16 protein-coding genes are annotated in these 18,242 nt (G+C 40.5%); 9 read left to right on the forward strand and 7 right to left on the reverse strand.

Features of this window, described 5'->3' with window-relative positions:
• Positions 1-33 precede the first annotated feature (33 nt).
• The 3 genes from fabV to ACTRWE_RS04075 form a co-directional block, all read right to left on the reverse strand.
• Complete coding sequence (fabV, locus tag ACTRWE_RS04065) at positions 34-1,227, reverse strand: enoyl-ACP reductase FabV (RefSeq protein WP_033104058.1); 1,194 nt, start codon at positions 1,225-1,227, stop codon at positions 34-36.
• 109 nt (positions 1,228-1,336) lie between these two features.
• Positions 1,337-1,648: a BolA family protein gene (locus ACTRWE_RS04070; RefSeq protein ID WP_013464345.1), complete on the reverse strand. Its 312-nt coding sequence runs from the start codon at positions 1,646-1,648 to the stop codon at positions 1,337-1,339.
• A gap of 437 nt (positions 1,649-2,085) precedes the next feature.
• Complete coding sequence (locus ACTRWE_RS04075; RefSeq protein ID WP_033104057.1) at positions 2,086-2,679, reverse strand: alpha-ketoglutarate-dependent dioxygenase AlkB family protein; 594 nt, start codon at positions 2,677-2,679, stop codon at positions 2,086-2,088.
• Positions 2,680-2,722: 43 nt separating this feature from the next.
• Here ACTRWE_RS04075 and ACTRWE_RS04080 point away from each other — a divergent pair, with 43 nt between their 5' ends.
• The 4 genes from ACTRWE_RS04080 to ACTRWE_RS04095 are packed head-to-tail and all read left to right on the forward strand — an operon-like array spanning position 2,723 to position 6,488.
• A complete protein-coding gene (locus ACTRWE_RS04080) occupies positions 2,723-3,871 on the forward strand; it encodes a methyltransferase (RefSeq protein WP_033104056.1) in 1,149 nt (382 codons plus the stop codon).
• Positions 3,872-4,432, forward strand: a complete 561-nt coding sequence (locus tag ACTRWE_RS04085) for a YajG family lipoprotein (protein WP_013464342.1) — start codon at positions 3,872-3,874, stop codon at positions 4,430-4,432.
• 2 nt (positions 4,433-4,434) lie between these two features.
• The gene (locus ACTRWE_RS04090) at positions 4,435-5,055 is read left to right on the forward strand and encodes a peptidylprolyl isomerase (protein ID WP_013464341.1); all 621 of its coding nucleotides are present in this window, start codon (positions 4,435-4,437) and stop codon (positions 5,053-5,055) included.
• Positions 5,056-5,108: 53 nt separating this feature from the next.
• The gene (locus ACTRWE_RS04095; RefSeq protein ID WP_033104055.1) at positions 5,109-6,488 is read left to right on the forward strand and encodes an AmpG family muropeptide MFS transporter; all 1,380 of its coding nucleotides are present in this window, start codon (positions 5,109-5,111) and stop codon (positions 6,486-6,488) included.
• Positions 6,489-6,556: 68 nt separating this feature from the next.
• On the opposite strand, the gene ACTRWE_RS04100 is transcribed toward ACTRWE_RS04095, so the two are convergent.
• On the reverse strand, positions 6,557-6,796 hold the full coding sequence (locus tag ACTRWE_RS04100) for a helix-turn-helix domain-containing protein (protein WP_008111877.1): 240 nt from the start codon (positions 6,794-6,796) through the stop codon (positions 6,557-6,559).
• Positions 6,797-7,157: 361 nt separating this feature from the next.
• Here ACTRWE_RS04100 and ACTRWE_RS04105 point away from each other — a divergent pair, with 361 nt between their 5' ends.
• The gene (locus ACTRWE_RS04105; protein WP_013464338.1) at positions 7,158-7,346 is read left to right on the forward strand and encodes a hypothetical protein; all 189 of its coding nucleotides are present in this window, start codon (positions 7,158-7,160) and stop codon (positions 7,344-7,346) included.
• Between the two features lie 57 nt (positions 7,347-7,403).
• On the opposite strand, the gene erpA is transcribed toward ACTRWE_RS04105, so the two are convergent.
• On the reverse strand, positions 7,404-7,742 hold the full coding sequence (gene erpA / locus ACTRWE_RS04110) for an iron-sulfur cluster insertion protein ErpA (protein WP_002958911.1): 339 nt from the start codon (positions 7,740-7,742) through the stop codon (positions 7,404-7,406).
• A gap of 238 nt (positions 7,743-7,980) precedes the next feature.
• On the opposite strand from erpA, the gene ACTRWE_RS04115 reads away from it, so the two are divergent.
• From ACTRWE_RS04115 to hemL, 4 genes are all read left to right on the forward strand, one after another.
• Positions 7,981-9,663, forward strand: coding sequence for a chloride channel protein (locus ACTRWE_RS04115; protein WP_016899367.1), 1,683 nt, complete (start codon positions 7,981-7,983; stop codon positions 9,661-9,663).
• A gap of 16 nt (positions 9,664-9,679) precedes the next feature.
• Positions 9,680-10,114 carry a CopD family protein gene (locus ACTRWE_RS04120; protein WP_462879542.1) on the forward strand — a complete coding sequence of 145 codons (435 nt, stop codon included), beginning with the start codon at positions 9,680-9,682 and terminating at the stop codon, positions 10,112-10,114.
• 112 nt (positions 10,115-10,226) lie between these two features.
• Positions 10,227-11,243, forward strand: coding sequence for an aspartate carbamoyltransferase (locus tag ACTRWE_RS04125; protein ID WP_462879543.1), 1,017 nt, complete (start codon positions 10,227-10,229; stop codon positions 11,241-11,243).
• A 37-nt stretch (positions 11,244-11,280) separates the two neighbouring features.
• Positions 11,281-12,561, forward strand: coding sequence for a glutamate-1-semialdehyde 2,1-aminomutase (gene hemL, locus ACTRWE_RS04130; protein ID WP_024601882.1), 1,281 nt, complete (start codon positions 11,281-11,283; stop codon positions 12,559-12,561).
• A gap of 88 nt (positions 12,562-12,649) precedes the next feature.
• Here the strand turns inward: hemL and ACTRWE_RS04135 are convergent, their stop codons facing one another.
• Positions 12,650-15,670 (reverse strand): TonB-dependent receptor, encoded by a 3,021-nt coding sequence (locus ACTRWE_RS04135; RefSeq protein ID WP_462879544.1) that lies wholly within the window; start codon positions 15,668-15,670, stop codon positions 12,650-12,652.
• Between the two features lie 244 nt (positions 15,671-15,914).
• A complete protein-coding gene (mrcB, locus tag ACTRWE_RS04140) occupies positions 15,915-18,239 on the reverse strand; it encodes a penicillin-binding protein 1B (protein ID WP_462879545.1) in 2,325 nt (774 codons plus the stop codon).
• Positions 18,240-18,242 lie beyond the last annotated feature (3 nt).

Here is an 18,242-nt window from a genome sequence, read left to right on the forward strand (position 1 = left end):
CGACTTTTTCAAAAATGCGCTAACAGCGACAAGTTAGTCAATCATATTGGCAATAGGTGCAACAGGATTTACATCTTGTTCATAATCAACCGCGTCAACACCAAAACCAAACAAGCGTAAAAATTCATTATGGTAACCAATATAATCGGTTAACTCATCAATTGAGTTTGTATCTACACTATCCCAAATGGCTTGAACGCGAGATTGAACGTCATCTTCCAGTTCTTTATAGTTTTGGAATAAATGCCCGCCCTCGTCAAAGCGTGGAGAATCACCGTATAAGTTCTCACTAAATAGCGCATGAATTTGCTCAATGGTGCCTTCATACGTGCCATCAGCCTTCATCACTTTAAATAAGGCAGAAATATAAAGTGGCATGATTGGAATTGCTGAGCTTGCTTGAGTAACAACCGCATTAAGCGATGAAACGTAGGCTTCACCATTTAAATCTTGGGTAGCAGCTTTAATAGCAGCAGTGGCACGGTCTAAATCTTCTTTGGCTTTACCAATTGTTGCATGACCGTAAATTGGCCACGTTAGTTCTTTACCAATATAAGTGTAAGCCGTGGTTTTAAAGTTATCTGCGAGTACATCCGCTTCTTTAAGTGCGTCAATCCACATTTCCCAATCTTCGCCACCCATTACTTTAATGGTGTTGTCGATATCGTCTTGGTTTGCCGCTTCAACAGTTACTTCATCAATTTCACGCTTTGACGTATTTAAGTTTTTAGTGGTTACCGCATTACCAATTGGCTTAAGCGTTGAAGAAAACACTTCGCCGGTATTTGGATCAGTACGACGTGGTGATGCTAAGCTGTAAATAATACAGTCAACTTTACCTAATTCAGCTTTAATGGTGTCGATTGTTTTTTGTTTAATTTCGTTAGAAAACGCATCACCATTAATATTTTTTGACCATAAACCTTCAGCTTCAGCAGCTGCTTGAAACGCCGCCGTATTATACCAACCCGCAGAGCCTGTTTTACGCTCAGTGCCTTCTTTTTCAAAGAAAACACCTAATGTTTTAGCGCCACCACCAAATGCAGCGGTAATGCGAGACGCTAGGCCATAACCTGTAGACGCACCAATAACTAATACATTTTTAGGTGCATTTTTTAATGCCCCTTGCTGCTTAACATAATTAATTTGTTCTTGTACATGCTCTGCACAGCCTACTGGGTGTGCATTGGTGCAGATAAATCCGCGAATTTTAGGCTTAATGACCATTGATCATCCTATATCTTTTACAATAAAAATTAGCGCTAGTTTAAAGGCTAAAACAAAAAAAACTGATCTGATCAGTTACGCTCTGCTCAAACCACCTTCTAGCTACCTGTTATCCAATTTTTGAGCCACCCATACAGTTAGGCGACTGCGGCGCTTCACCGTCGTGCTCGGTAAATTCTTCAGGGGTGTAAGTGTGCATCGCAAGCGCATGAATATGATTTGCTAACTCATCTTTTAAAATTTCGTTAATTTCACGATGACGCTGCAATAATCGCTTACCAGCAAATTCCTCACTAACTACAATCACTTTAAAGTGTGATTCAGTGCCTGCACTGTGCATATGGCTTTCGTTGATCACATTTAAATGCTTGCACGCAATCGCATCGGCTAGCTTGTTACGTATTTGTTCTTGCATTGACATAAAAACCATCCTCAAAATTCAGTTATGTCCTTACTATAACAACTGCGGCTATACCATGGCTAATGCTATTTAACTGAAACCATTATTAGGGTCTGTTGACCTTTCAAGATTAAATTTGCAGCAGCCTGTTTGGTATTTAGACAAGGCAGAGCCTATGTGGTGTGGTTATTCCCCATAAATAGGCGATAACGCAGCATCAATGCCAAACAGGCGCTGCCCTTAAGGGTTCTGCCTAGGGGCAATTAACTCTTTGTTACCTACATGGATGTAGGTAAGGGGCGTGAGCAGGACGCGGAAGCTTTGCTCGGTTTTTACTTATTCTTACATGGATGTAAGCCAGTAGAATAACGCAGGAGTAGTTATCGAGCCCACTAGGTTACAAACCTCGCGCCGCGATTAAACCGCTCCTAGTTTGAACAAATTATAATCCGCAAAGATCAACAGACCCTGATATAGCGAAACGTTAAACTTATTCGAGGGTGTTTAAGCGTTGTTTGTTTGGGCAATGCATGTTGGTAATTTTGTTGGCTTTGGCCGCTCATTATTAAACAGCTACCACTTTGTAATTTAATGTTAGTAATGCTGTTACTTACTTTGTGTTTAAGTTTAAATAATCGCTCTGCGCCAAGCGATACACAGGCTATTGTAGGCTCAGGCCCTAGCTGCGTCTCATCATCGCTATGCCAGCCCATGCTATCGTGGCCATCACGATAATAATTAACCAAAATTGAATTAAACGGTTGCTGTAGGTGATTTTCTAATCGTGTTCGCATAGCAAGTAATACGTCTGGCCAAGGCTCTAAATCGAGTTTATGCCCAGAATAGCCGTACTCAAGATTCTCTTCGCTGATAAAACATTGCAGCCTTGGTATTGGCCCCGTTTTGCCAAACACCGTGATATTTGGTTGTTGCCAATTTAAGTTTTGCTGCAAATAATAAAATAAATCGAGGCTTTTTTGCGCACTAAGCACCCTACTTTGATAAGAAAAGCCATTTGGTAACAGTTGGGGGTTGGCGTTTGGCGGTTGCATGTTAGAATTTACCTATCATTTGATTACCGATCATTAAACTATTATGACTACGCAAGCTACGCTCGGCGATAACACCTTTACTCTTGAACGCTTTCCTTTGGATCAAAAAAACCGCAGCTTACAAGCGTGGGATTCAGCAGACGAATACCTCATTGACTATGTTAATGAACACTACCCTAATTGTCGCTCATTGCTGATCTTAAACGACAGCTTTGGTGCACTTAGCTGTTACTTTAGCAAGCAACAATTAACAGTTTGTTCAGTAAACGACTCATATATTAGCCATCAGGCGGCGGCTTATAACTTAGCGCAAAACAAAATCGCAACAACTGCGTTTAGCCAGCTTGATAGTTTATCGGCTTTGCCCGAACAAGTAGACCTAGTGTTGGTAAAAGTACCACGCACGTTGGCTTTTTTACAGTATCAGCTATCTGAATTAAGCGAAGTACTGGCGCCCGGTACACCGGTTATTGGTGCTGCAAAAACTAAAGACGTGCATAACTCTACGATTAAAGCATTTGAAGATTTTATTGGTGAGACGAAAACAAGCCTCGCAGTAAAAAAATCACGTTTAATTATTAGCCAGGCCGCTGGCGGTTATAAAGGTGCAGATTTCCCAGTGAGCTGGCCGCTCGAAGGCACTGATTTTACAATAAGTAATCATGCCAATGTGTTTTCACGTGATTCACTTGATATTGGCGCGCGTTTCTTTTTTAATTATTTGCCACAAACAAATAAAGCCAAAAATATTATTGATTTAGGCTGTGGCAATGGCGTAGTTGGTTTAATGACATTAGCGCGCTGTCCTAATGCCCATATTAGCTTTGTTGATGAGTCGTATATGGCGGTTGAATCAGCTCGACTCAACATTGAGCTCAACATGGAAGACAAGTTTGAACAATGTACCTTTATAGAGAATGATTGTTTAACTGACTTTGAACGTGAAAGCGCTGATATTGTATTGTGTAATCCGCCATTTCACCAAGCACAAGCGGTTACCGACCACATAGCATGGCAAATGTTCAAGCAAGCAAAAGACACATTAAAAGAAGGTGGCGAGCTGCGTATTATTGGTAACCGTCATCTAGATTACCACGACAAACTAAACCGTATGTTTGGTAACTGTACTTTATTAGGCTCTAATAAAAAGTTTGTGGTACTCAGCGCAACTAAAAATAGTGGGACGTTATAAATGAAACTCTTAAAAGCATTATTGAGCTGTTGTACATTAGTGGTTTTTTCGGGATGTGCCAATCAGCCTAATCAGCTTATTCTTAACCCTGTGTATAAAAGTGGTCAAATAAGCTCAATAAACAGCAGCTTAAACACCAGCGTGATTGATTTACGTGGTGACAGTGCAACCTTAAAGCTGATTGAATCGAGCAAAACCAAAACCATTGCCAGTACGGGTATTACTGAATCGGTTAAAAGTGCGCTAGACAGTGCGCTGAGTCGCAATGGCGCCAGCATTTCTAATTTAGCGCAATTGCGTTTTGAGTTAGATATTCACACGCTGCAAGCGGTAGTTACAGAAACGCTAATGAGCCATACCAGTGAAGCCAAGATTGAATTTGAAGTGCGGGTGATTCGCCCGACCAGTAATTTTAGTAAACGCTACAGCGGTAATGCTAATTTATCTGGCCCGCTTGGTCACGATAGGGCAAAAGTTGAAGGTCAGCTCAATAAGTTGACTGAGCAGTTAATTACCCGCATTGTATCTGACCCAGAATTAATTGCATTTTTAGAAGGTTAACAATGAAGCAACTTTTTTTAATCTGCGTAAGCTTATTATTTAGCGTTAGTAGCTTAGCGGCTCAAGAGGGTCGTTTTGTGCAAAAAGATAACATTTTTCCTCGGGTAGAAATTGTGACATCGTTGGGCAGCATTGTGGTTGAGTTAGACCGCTCAAGAGCTCCTATTACGGTCAATAATTTTTTAACGTACGTGTCGGATAAAAGCTATCAAGGTAGTGTGTTTCATCGTGTAGAACGCGACGTAGAAAATGATCGTGACTTTGTAATTCAAGGCGGTGGTTATGATAAAGATTACGATGGCCTACATGAAAACGACCCTATTTTTAATGAAAGCGGTAACGGCTTAACAAACGATATGTATAGCATTGCGATGGCTTATCAAGACCGTGAACCACACTCAGGAACGCGTCAGTTCTTTTTTAATATGGATGATAACGATCATTTAAACCCTGGCCGTGATTGGGGATTTGCAGTGTTTGGCAGTGTGATGGAAGGCTATGAAACACTCGATAAAATCATGGCTGTAAAAACCGGATTTAATGACAAAATTGGCTACAACTTTGTACCCGAAAAACCGGTCGTTATATTAAATATTAAGGTGCTTGAGCAAGTTCCTTTATAACTTTTTTAATAAGAGCAGCCTTAGCTGCTCTTTGTATAAGCCAATGAGCCCCTATGAATAGCACACTTTCTGTTAGCGAATACTTTTCTTATTTTAAAGATAAACGTTTGATTAATGTTTTTATATTTGGAATGAGCAGTGGCTTTCCGTGGGTATTAATTGGCTCAGTAATGTCGGCATGGCTTAAAGATGAAGGTTTGAGCCGCAGCATGATTGGCCTATTTGGCATTGTGTTTGGTGCCTACAGCATCAACTTTTTATGGTCACCTTTAATCGACCGCACTAAACTGCCCTTTTTATATAATTGGCTTGGTCAGCGCCGTAGTTGGATACTGTTTTGCCAAAGCTTTATTTTGCTTGGCACATTGCTACTTGCAGGACTTGATTTGAAAGCAAACCTAGCGGTTGCCGCCGCACTTTGCTTATTAATCGCCATAGCCTCTGCCACGCAAGATATTGCAATTGACGCCTTTCGAATAGATACCCTTAGTGAAAATGAATCTCACAAAGCCACCGCGGCTGCTGCAATGGCCACCTCAGGTTGGTGGACTGGCTATGCTTTATTAGGAGCTGTGCCTTTTTACATGGCTGATATGCCAAATATTGACTGGCCACAGGTATATTATTTTTTATCCGCGATTATGCTGTTATTAATTAGCTGTGTATTTTGGGCTAAAGAGCCACAATCAAATCGCGAAGCCGTACATGCCGAACTAGAACGTGTTTATCTTGAAAAACTCGCCGCCACTAAACAAACACCACTGACAAAAACGCTTGCATGGCTAGGCGTTACCGTGGTTGATCCGTTTAAAACCTTTTTTGCTAAAAATGGCGTTAAAACCGCGTTGGCGCTGCTGGCGTTTATTTTCTTATTTAAGATTGGTGAAGCATTTTTAGCGCGGATGTCGATTGTATTTTATAAAGAAGTTGGCTTTAGTAATACGCAAATAGCAAATTACTCAAAACTCGGCACGGGGTTAATCACCATTGTATTTGCCTTTTTGGGCAGTATTTTTAACCATAAATATGGCATTGTGAAAGGCTTATTTATTAGTGGCATAGCCATGGCAGCATCTAACTTAATGTTTTCTTGGATTGCCTTAGCTGGTCCACAAGAGCACTTATATGCAATGGCAATTGTAGTTGATGGCTTTACCCAAGCTTGGTCTTTAGTGGCAATGGTTGCTTTTATATCTATGCTGTGTGACAGAGCATTTAGCGCCACCCATTATGCGCTATTGGCATCATTGGGTAATTTAGGGCGTACGTTATTATCGAGTTACAGCGGCGTGGTTATTGATGATTGGCTAATGGGGAATTGGTCATTGTTCTTTGTATTAACTGCACTTATGGTTTTACCCTCATTAGTGTTTTTATTTCTAATTAGGCACAAGCTATATGCACTAGAGCAAAATTATCATAAAAATACCTAATGCATCCCTGCACTAGTATTGGCTGTAGACGCTAATTTAACTTTACGATTACAGCCAAAAAGAAAGCGTTAGTCAGCTTTAATTAAGCTTAATGCTTCATAAGGGTCGACTTCTAATGCATTACAGTAGCGAACAAACTCAATTACATCTAAACGACGTTCCTGATTTTCAATTTTGCCAATAAAAGAATGTGGCGTACCCAAGATTTGCGCTAAGCTACGCATGGTGTAGCCTTTTTCATGGCGCTTAGTTTTAAGCCACTTTGTTAATTTTGCATTTTCTTCCGAAGATACGGTTTTACCCATCATATACAACTCCTACTCGTTGTTTAAATATACATATAGCTAAGCGCTTAAAATCGCCAACACTGTAAACCTACAACCACTCACAAAAGCGCAGTGTAAACGCTTACAATTCAACCAATAAAAACGCTCAAATATGTATTAACACTTTATTATTGTGAAAAATGAAACCTTGCCCGTTTCACTCTTGGATACATTATATACCATTCATCGTTGATCTGAATGATTAATTAGTAATTATGCGATTAAAGTTTAACAACAAATATTTACTAACTCTGAATAAGGTTAAATATTTTATAACTTTTTTGTTTCATTTAAATATAAGCCGTTTATTATTAACTTATTATTTGCTTAAAAAGGCTAAATCATGTTTAGACTACTTTTTTTACTGCCTATTATTTTATGCTTGGGCTGGTACTTTTTTTTGCGCCATTATGCAATTCCAATCAAACAGGGTAAAAAAGGCTTTATCTATATTTTAGCTTTCTCTGCATTCGTACTTGGTTTTTTTGTGTTAATAATGCAAATAACAGAATACAGACCAACTGAGTTATGATTTTAAACACATAAAAAAACCGCTAATTAAGCGGTTTTTTTTCAAATAACGGTATCTTTACACGCTAAAACTAGCGCCACAGCCACACGTTGTTGTGGCATTAGGGTTAGAGACAAAAAAGCGTGCCCCTTCTAACCCTTCGGTGTAGTCTACTTCACCGTCAACTAAATACTGGATACTCATTGGGTCAATGACTAAGGTAACCCCGTTTTTAACAATTTCTAAATCGCCAGGATTCGCTTTTTCATCAAAAGTAAAACCGTATTGAAAACCTGAACAACCACCGCCTGTGACATAAACACGCAGTTTTAGATCTGGGTTTTCTTCTTCGTCGATTAACTGTTTAACACGCACAGCGGCTGCGTCGCTAAACTTAATGGGTAATTCTTCAGACATTTTATAACCCTCAATACCTTTATACTAATGCACCAGATTATCTAATACCTGAGTGTTTTAATCAAGTATAGTAAGCTCGCGTTTATAAGCTTTAATTAAAACAATGCGCGTTTAATCTGTTCTGTGAATCAATATACTATAAATTTAATTTAAATTAATCGGTTGTTAAAAATCTCAAGGACTTCCCTAGACTATTTTGATAAACTTGACGCCTAAAAATGCTACGGGGAAATAAAGCATGTGGCTTGAGCGACTGAGACGTCGATTAGCAAAACCAAAAACATCCGTACAATTATGCTTATTGGGCGTAAGTGCCGGATTAATTGCTGCATTTTTCATTATACTGTTTCGCCTAACCATTTTATTTTTTCAAAGCTTATTTTTAGAAACCCCTGACGACTTTACTACTCTCCCTACCCTAGAACGGGTATTAATGCCTTTGATTGCTGCACTTCTGATAGCCACATTTGCGGCTTTTACCGGCTTTAAACATTACCGCTTGGGTATCCCTTTTGTAATACACAGAATAAAACGTCATTACGGGCAAATGCCACTTTATAATACGGTTAACCAGTTTGTAGGCGGCGCGCTGGCACTGATCAGCGGTTTTTCTGTTGGCCGCGAAGGCCCCTCAGTTCATATGGGAGCAGCGGGGGCAAGCATATTAGCAAATAAACTACACTTACCCCACAACGCTATGCGTACCCTCAGTGGTTGTGGTGTTGCCGCGGGCATTGCTGCATCGTTCAACACCCCCCTGGCTGCGGTTATTTTTGTAATGGAAGTGGTGCTCAGAGAATACAAAGTGCATATTTTTGTGCCGATTATGCTCGCAGCCGTTACCGGCGCATTAGCAACACAGTTTGTATTTGGTGAGGGCTCAGAACTTGCGCTAATAACCATTGCCCCCTTAAGTGGGTGGCATTACCCCTATTTAATTTTATGCGGCATGGGATTAGGCGCGGTGGCTTATGCTTTTAATCAGAATTTAATGTTAATTATTAAAACCTTTAAACCACTTAGTATGTTTCCACGTTTAATGATTGCAGGGTGTATTGCCAGCTTAATTGCCTATGCAGTTCCACAAGCAATGGGCTCGGGTATGAGCGCTATCACTATTGCGGTTGAGTCACCTGAAAATATTCAACTACTCACCACTATTTTAATTGCTAAGTTATTAGCCACCTTATTTGCTATTGGCTTAGGTATTCCTGGTGGGTTGATAGGTCCGGTTATTGGGCTGGGCGTTTTAACCGGTACTTTAATGGCATTTTTTGCTCAATTTATTAGCCCCGGCACCGATATAGCCGGCACTTACGGGGTGCTGGGCATGGCAGGATTATTAGCGGCCACACTACACTCCCCCTTAGCGGCACTGACCACTGTGATGGAGCTGACCTCGTCACCGGAAATTATTGTGCCTGCGATGATCGTCATTACTACCGCCTACGTTACAGCTTTACAGGTATTTGGTAACCGCTCCATATTTTTACAGCAATTAGACTTTCAAGGGCTTCCCTATCATGTCTCTCCCGCCACTGAAGCCTTACAGAAAGTAGGAGTGATGGATGACATGGATGAAGACTTTAAACTGCTCTACTCCGACGATAAAGAGCAAATAAAAAACAGTCTAGATGCCATGGACAGTCAAACACCATTAATTGTATTTGATGAAGAAAATGGTTATCGCCTAGCTGAATATGACTTAAGTTTAATGTCTGATCAGGCGGTCAATATAAAATACATTAGCTTACAAGGTATTAGCAGCCAAGCCACCCTTGCAGATGCATTTGAAATTTTGAATGATAAACGCAGTGGTGCACTTTATGTATATAACTTATTAGATAATCAACAAATTATGGGATTACTAAGGTGGGATCAAATCCACCATATTTTAACCATACGTAACAGTCTACTTTAACAATAATGAGAACAATATGAGCGCATTATTAATCTACAAAACCTTGCATGTATTTTTTATGATTGCTTGGTTTGCCGGTATTTTTTACCTACCTCGACTTTTTGTTTATCACGCTATGAGTGAAGAAAAATCGTGTAACTCAATGCTAAAAGTAATGGAACGTCGGCTACTTTATTTTGTTACACCCTTTGCGGTGTTTACCGCAGTATTTGGCGTATTGACTATTGTTGAATACGGCCGAGAATGGTTTCGTTACAGCATGTGGCTGCATTACAAACTCGTGCTGGTGATTATTTTATATATTTATCATGGCTACTGTTTCAAATTGTTAGCTGATTTTAAACACGATAGAAATACTAAAAGCGATCGGTTTTATCGCATTTTCAACGAACTACCTGTTTTAGCGCTACTCGTTATTGTCGCTTTGGCGATTATTAAGCCAAGCTTTTAGCAAAGGCTTATAAATTACGCTGCCAAGTCGCATACTAAGTTTGTATAATACGCGCGATTGCGTGCTCCTTTGTGGATTATCGCGCCTTTTTGAATAACTAGGAATAACCCCCATGTTCAGTTTCCAAGGTGAAAATATACTCTCTGTTAATCAACTCGACCGAGACTGTATTGAACGCATATTTGCTGTGGCAAAAAAAATGGAGCCATACGCTAAAAAACAAAAGCGGACCAACGTGCTTGAAGGCGCTATTTTAGCAAATCTATTTTTTGAACCCAGTACACGTACTCGTGTTAGTTTTGGCACTGCGTTTAACTTACTCGGTGGACTAGTTCGTGAAACCACCGGCATGCAAAGCTCTGCGCTTGCTAAGGGCGAATCACTCTATGATACCGCACGTGTTATTTCAGCGTATGCTGATGCAGTTGCTATGCGCCATCCTGACTCAGGCTCGGTAGCTGAATTTGCAACAGGTTGCAGCGTACCAGTAATAAACGGTGGTGACGGACCCAATGAGCACCCTACCCAAGCATTGCTTGATTTATTAACTATTGAGCGTGAACTTAACCGCTTCGATCAAAATATCGATGGTATGCATATTGCGCTAGTCGGCGATTTAAAATATGGCCGTACTGTTCACTCACTCTCTAAGTTACTGTGTCATTACAAAGACATTAAGTTTTCGATGGTTGCCCCTAATGGCTTGCAAATGCCTGACTCAATTTTATCTGCGGTTGAAAATGCCGGTCATAAAATTGAACTGGTAGATAAAATGGAAGGTAACTTAGCAGCCGATATCGTTTATCAAACACGTATCCAAGAAGAGCGTTTTCCATCACAAGAAGAAGCTAATAAGTATCGTGGTGGATTTAGAATTAGCCAGTCTATTTATAATACTCATTGCAAACCTAATTCAGTATTAATGCACCCGCTTCCTCGCGATAGTCGCCTAGAGGCAAACGAACTTGATAACGACTTAAATGCTAACGACAATCTAGCGATATTCCGCCAAGTACAAAATGGCGTACTCATTCGTATGGCACTGTTTGCTTTAACCCTCGACGTAGAAAACAAAGTCGAGCAGTATGAAGTAGACGTTCCTTGGTTTAGCCGCAAACGCGACAGCTAAGCTTTAATTTTAAAGTGATAAAACAATAGGATTTTTCATGACAATTAGCCAAGACTTATTTAAACGAGCTCAAGACTCTATTCCTGGTGGCGTAAATTCGCCAGTGCGTGCATTTAATGGTGTAGGTGGTACTCCGCTGTTTATTACTAAAGCACAGGGCGCGTTTACATTTGATGCTGATGGCAACCGTTACATCGATTATGTAGGCTCTTGGGGTCCAATGATTATGGGCCACAATCACCCTGAAATTAAACAAGCAGTGCATGACGCGGTAGAAAATGGTTTAAGCTACGGAGCGCCTACTGAAGCTGAAATTTTAATGGCTGAAAAAGTAAAAGAGCTAGTACCATCAATCGAAAAAGTACGCATGGTAAGCTCTGGTACTGAAGCAACAATGAGTGCAATTCGTTTAGCCCGTGGTTTTACTGGTCGTGACAAAATCTTAAAATTTGAAGGGTGTTACCACGGCCATGCAGACTCATTACTAGTAAAAGCCGGCTCTGGCGCATTAACTATGGGTGTACCTAACTCTCCAGGTATTCCTGAAGATTTAGCTAAGCACACACTCACCGTTTCGTTTAACAATATTGAAGAAGTGAAAGCGATTTTTGCTAAATACGCCGATGAAATCGCGTGTATTATTGTTGAACCAGTTGCCGGTAACATGAACTGTATTCCACCAGTACCCGGCTTTTTAGAAGGACTGCGTGAAGTATGTGATCAATACCAATCCGTGCTTATTTTTGATGAAGTAATGACAGGTTTTCGTGTCGCCCTTGGTGGCGCTCAAGCGTATTACAACATCAAACCAGACTTAACCTGTTTAGGTAAAGTAATTGGTGGTGGCATGCCAGTAGGCGCGTTTGGTGGTAAAACAGAAATCATGGATTACATAGCTCCTGTAGGCCCTGTTTATCAAGCGGGTACACTTTCAGGTAACCCTATTGCGATGGCAGCAGGCTTAAAATCACTCGAACTACTAAGCGCTCCTGGCGTGCATGATAAGTTAGAAGCCATTAGTAAAGCGATTTGTGAAGGCTTTGAAGCCGCAGCTAAAAAAGCAGGTATTGCCTTAACGACTAACTACGCTGGCGGTATGTATGGCTTTTTCTTCACCGATGCAGAAAAAGTAACTACTTACAAACAAGCCACTGAATGTGATTTAGAGCGCTTTAAAAAGTTCTTCCACTTAATGCTTGAAGAAGGGGTTTATTTAGCGCCTTCAGCGTTTGAAGCTGGTTTTGTGTGTGCTGCGCACACAGAGCAAGAAGTTCAAGCAACGATTGAAGCAGCAGAGCGCGCTTTTGCTAAGCTATAACGTTTAGTTTTTAAAAACGCTTACCCATAAAAAAAGCCCTTTCGGGCTTTTTTTGTTTTTTAACGCTATTGAATCGTTATGCAGTTGATTAGAATCGAGCTTCAAACCCTATACGAACATAACGTGGAGTTTGCCAAGAATACGCAGCATCATGGTAAGCGTTTACTTCGCCTTCATTTTGCTCGTAATGCTCATTTACAGAAGCTTCTGACTGGCTATTTAATATGTTGAACACATTAATTGATGCTCTCATATCAATATCCGACACTGTAAAGTCATATGCAGCTGATAAATCTAAGTTAAATGTCCATGGTGTACGACCATTTGTACCACGGTCATGCTTTTCATAGATTTTTTCTTCTTGCTCACATTCACCATTACCATTGGTATCAGGACACTCATTTGTATAAATGTAGAAAGTATCACCCCAACCACCATTTAGATTTGGATCTTTTGACGGGTAACCTTGGCCGAATAAGCTTTTAGGACGACCGCTTTGTAATGTTGCATTCCAACCTACAGTTAAGTTTTCAACTAGCTCCCAGCTACCAAAGAATTTAAATGTATGACGACGATCATTAGGTTGATAACCTTGAGAGCCATCCATTACAGCTGGGAAATCGAAGTCTTGTGTAATACCCGCATCTGCTTGACCAATATCGGATTTAACAGCACCTTCAAAGTTACCAACACTTCGTGCCCATGTATAACCAAACTGGTAACGAATCGTATCAGCCTGATAATTTAAGTTAAACTCTACGGCGGTATATTCATTATTAGCCTTAGGTAAACCAATAGTGTCGGCAGAGTAAGTCGTTAGTGAACCTTCATCTGGAACACCGTCGTTATCAAAGCTTGAATCACCCCAATCAGTACCATTCCAGTAATATCCGTCACTATACCAGCTAGAAGATGAACCAGGATTAATCATCACACAATATGGGTAAGCATAACGACCACAGTAATCATCTAATGCAGTAGCAACTTCACGATAAACACCTTTAATACCAACAGTGTACTCATCATTTAGTGCTTGCTGTACACCTAAAATATATTCATCTTTTGAAAATGGTTCGGCTTCTTGCGCTTGGAAAATATCTTTTTCTGGGATAACCGGAACACCACTTACTTGTTGTGAGTTTGCTAAACCGCCTGAGCCAAGAGTATCCGCCAAAGGAGCCAAACCTGTAGGTGCTCCTGTCGTTGCATCAACACCCGTATACGTGTAAGCAGTAGTAATATCACTTACCCCAGAAGCTGCACGGAAAATAGTGTTATTTGCAACAGGTAAGTAATAACGTCCATAAGTACCATATACTTTAGTGTCGCCAGTGCTCGTTGGATCCCACGTGAAACCTAAACGAGGAGCAACATCCGTTTTGAAGCTTGTAAGTAGCTTATCTGTTGTGCCCCAACTATCAAACTCATCTATACGTAAGCCAACAGTTACCGCAAAATCATCTGTTACTTGCCAATTATCTTCTATGTAATAAGCCGTAAGCTCTGACTTAAAGCTACCGCCACCATCAAACACTCGATCTTCAACGTATTGCAATACATTACCAGTATTGTTTGTTAATGCGCCATTATCAGCTTGAAAACTGCCGTTAGCCGCTAGTGTACGGTAATCATAACTGTGGCCACCGATAGGACGACTCACACGCTCAGATTCACGCTCTTGATAATCGATACCAAAGCTAATCTGATGGTCTTGCCAAACATACTCAATATCAAGGCGGTACTGAGTATTTTCATCATTATTTGCACCAAAGCTACCACCAGCACCACAACCAGTGATTGGATTAGAAGTACCACGAGAATCTGTAATACTTGGGCAAATTAAGTTTTCTGATTGCGTTTCATACTCAGTCTCAATTGTACCAGCCATTGCTGTGACAACTAAATCTTCAGTTAGTACACCAGTGTAACTCAAGCTTTGCGCTTCGCCACCACGCTTAAGTAATGCACCATCTTTGCGGTCGCCTATAACACCGTTGTTGTAATCATAAACAGAGCGCTCAATATCACGACGATTTGAATAAGCAAAATAGCTTAAGCGATGGTTTTCATTAATATCCCAATCGAGTTTACCACCCCAGAATAAATTATCTCCGCCAGATGCAGATTCTTCTCGGTACTGATCGTTCGGTGAAAATTCATCTCCACCCCAAGTATAAGACGACTCAGTATCACGAGGGTTTATTAAACCATAGAAAAAAAGTGTGTCTTCAATAAGTGGGCCACCAACGGCAAGTGTAACGTCAGTCTTATTATCAGAGTCATAGCTTTCATCTCTGAAAATTTGACCTGCTCCATTATTGCCACGAGAAATGCTGCCCTCTTCTTGCAAAGAATCAGGTTGGTACTGAACTACAGCAGAAAATTCCCACTCGTTAGTACCACCTTTTGTAGTTGTATTAATAGTACCACCAGTAGCTCGACCAAACTTGGCTGAATAACCACCTGTTTTAACTTGAAATTGATCATAAAATTCAAACGGAACTTCACCACACCCTAAACCTTGGCGAGTATTAGTAACTTCTAATCCATTAATATAACACGCATTTTCTGCAACAGAGGAACCGCCAAATGATGCTGTATTACCAAACGCGCTATCGCCTTTTACTGCGCCAGGTGCTAATAATGCAACTGATGTCAAATCACGATTAATTGGCATTCTGTCAATTTCAGCATCTGTAATAACTAGGCCCGAATCTGCTGTTGAAAGATCTATTGATGAAATACGAGCACCAACGACTTGAATTACCTCTGGGCCCGAAGAGTCGAAACTGTTAAGATCAAAATTAGCTTTTGAATTGGCACCTAAAGATACTCTAACGCGGTCTTCAGCAACTACAGCATCGCCTTTTAATATTTGTATCTCGTAACTACCTGTAGGCAGGGAGGCAAAACGAAAGGTACCTTCACTAGAGATATTTAGAGTACGCTCTAAACCAGTTGCAGGGTTTTTAACTTTTACAGTGTAAGAACTATTATCATTAATATTATTAACAGTTCCTATTACATCAGATGCAACAGCAGGTAATGCTAGACCTAAGGATGCTGATACGGCAATAGCCGTTATACTTTTCTTAAATATTGATTTCATTATTTATCCCTGTTTGAAATTATAATTATATGCCTTAAAGGCATGTTTATAATATGCTCATGAAACAAAAATGCAAACAAAAATATCAACAAAATTAACAAAAAAACAAACAAGTATCCATTCCTTTAAACTAATAACAGGTGAACGATATTTATACTATAAAAATAAATAAAAGCATTTCACTAGTCCTTTATTAAAGAAATCCATAAAAAAAGCCCTTTCGGGCTTTTTTTGTTTTTACTATTTAACGAATACATTCTGGTCTTGGTTTAAACTCACTGGCTCTAAGTGGCAGTTGAATCACTTTGCCACAGCCCGGTGGTGCTTGCTTCCCAGTTTGCTCGTTTACAAATGCCCACCTAATTGAAGGCGGACGGGTATCGGCAATTGCTTGCGGGTTTAGCGGTTTTAAATAACGAATATAGGTTTCAAGCGCGCCAACACTGCCAGTTAAGCCGGTGCTTTTATTATCGTCACGGCCTATCCATGCAACCGTCACTGTATTTTGATCAAATCCAGCAAACCAGCTGTCGCGTAATTCATTACTGGTGCCTGTTTTACCTGCCAACTGGATTGACGGAAAATGTAAGTTTAAGCGCTTAGCGGTGCCATCTTTAGTTACTCGCTTCATAGCGTATTTGGTCATGTACATGGCATCTTTATCAAATCGTTGTTCGTTACTCACTTTATGCTTATAAAGTACTTTACCAACAGAGTCGGTTAACGCAGAAATAGACGTCAGCTCTCTGTATTCGCCATCAGCAGCAATTGTGGTATAAAGCTGAGCCACTTCAAAACTCGACATTTCAATAGCCCCTAATAGCAGCGACGGATATTCATTAATATGGCCTTTAGCACCTAGTCCTCTGAGTGTATTAGCAACTTTATCAACCCCAACATCAAGCCCTAAGTTAACTGCCGGAATATTAATGCTATGGCTGAATGCTTTATAAAGAGGCACGGCACCTCGGTATTGATGATCAAAGTTTTCTGGCTGCCATATTTTTCCTTCTTCGTTGGTGACTTGCACGGGTGAATCATCAAGCAATGTCGCTAAATTATAATGAGGAAGCTGCAGTGCACTTAAATACACTGCCGGTTTAACTAATGAGCCAATATTGCGCTTGGTATCAAGCACCCGGTTAAACCCTGAGTAACGCACATCGCGCCCAGACACTAACGCTGATACACCAGCTTTTTCAACATTAACGGAGATCATCGCCGCTTCTAATTCTTTGGTATTTGGACGTCTTTCCAAATAAGGTAAACTGGCCTTAATCGACTCTTCCATTGCTGTTTGCTTTTGCAAATCGAAGTAGGTAAATACGCGCACCCCTGCATCCAATACGTCTTGATCAGGTAGCAGTTGTTTCAACTCGCGATTAACCAACTCTAAGTAACCTGGATAAGACTTTTGTAAGCTGGCTTTCATTGGTGCAATATCAATTGCGCGCTTTAACGAGGCTCTATACTCTTTAGTAGAAATAAGTTTGTTATCGACCATTAAACGCAGCACTAGGTCACGACGCTCCATCGCACGTTCTTTGTAACGTCTAGGATTGTAATAAGATGGGCCTTTAACCATAGCCACCAGCAAGGCAATTTGGTCGTACTCGAGTTCATCAACAGGTTTGGCAAAGTAAAACTCGGCGGCCAGCCCCATTCCATGTACCCCTTGGTTGTATGACTGACCTAAGTACACTTCGTTTAAATAGGCTTCGAGAATCTGATCTTTTGAGTAACGGTAATCAAGAATAAGCGCAATAAAGGCTTCATTAATTTTACGGACTAACGAACGCTCACGGGTAAGGTAAATATTTTTAGCCAGCTGCTGGGTTAATGTACTCCCCCCTTGCACGGTGCGCCCTGCGCGAATATTGGTATACAAAGCGCGTAAAATTGAAAATACCGATACACCGTGATGATCATAAAAATCGCGGTCTTCAACTACTAATAAGGTATTTTTAAGCATGTCAGGAAATTTATCTAATGGTACAAACTCTCTATCTTGTTTTGAGTCATTACCAATACGGGCTATTTGTACAGGCTCTAATCTGGCAGTGTTTAAGCGACGGCCAAACTTATCTTTAATACTGGCTACCTTCTCTCCAGAGAAACGCAACTCAATAACATGAGCGCTCTCTAAACCATCATAAAATTCAAAGTCACGACGAAAAATCTTAATACTATTGGCTGTTTTAATATACTGCCCAGTCCGGCTTAAGCGATTAACCGCCGTGTAGTTTAAGCGCTTAAGCTCCCATAAAACTTCTTGCTCTGATAAAAACTGGCCTGGAAAAAACGTCATTGAGCGAGCATACACTTGTGCCGGAAGTTGCCATTTATTACCTTCAAACTGGCGAGTTATTTTTGCATCAAGGTAAATAAAATAAAGTGCAATGGCGATAAACGTCGCCAGACTCAGTTTCCAAAAAATAGAAAACAACGTTTTAAAAAGTGGCCGTTTTGTGGTACTTGAAGTTTTTTTAGTCGCACTTTTTCGCGCAGATGACTTAGTAGCGCGCTTAGTCGAGGGTTTACTGGTCGATGTTTTCTTTTTTTCAGCCATTTA

The sequence above is a fragment of the Pseudoalteromonas sp. G5_S1_54_S4 genome, assembly GCF_054968565.1.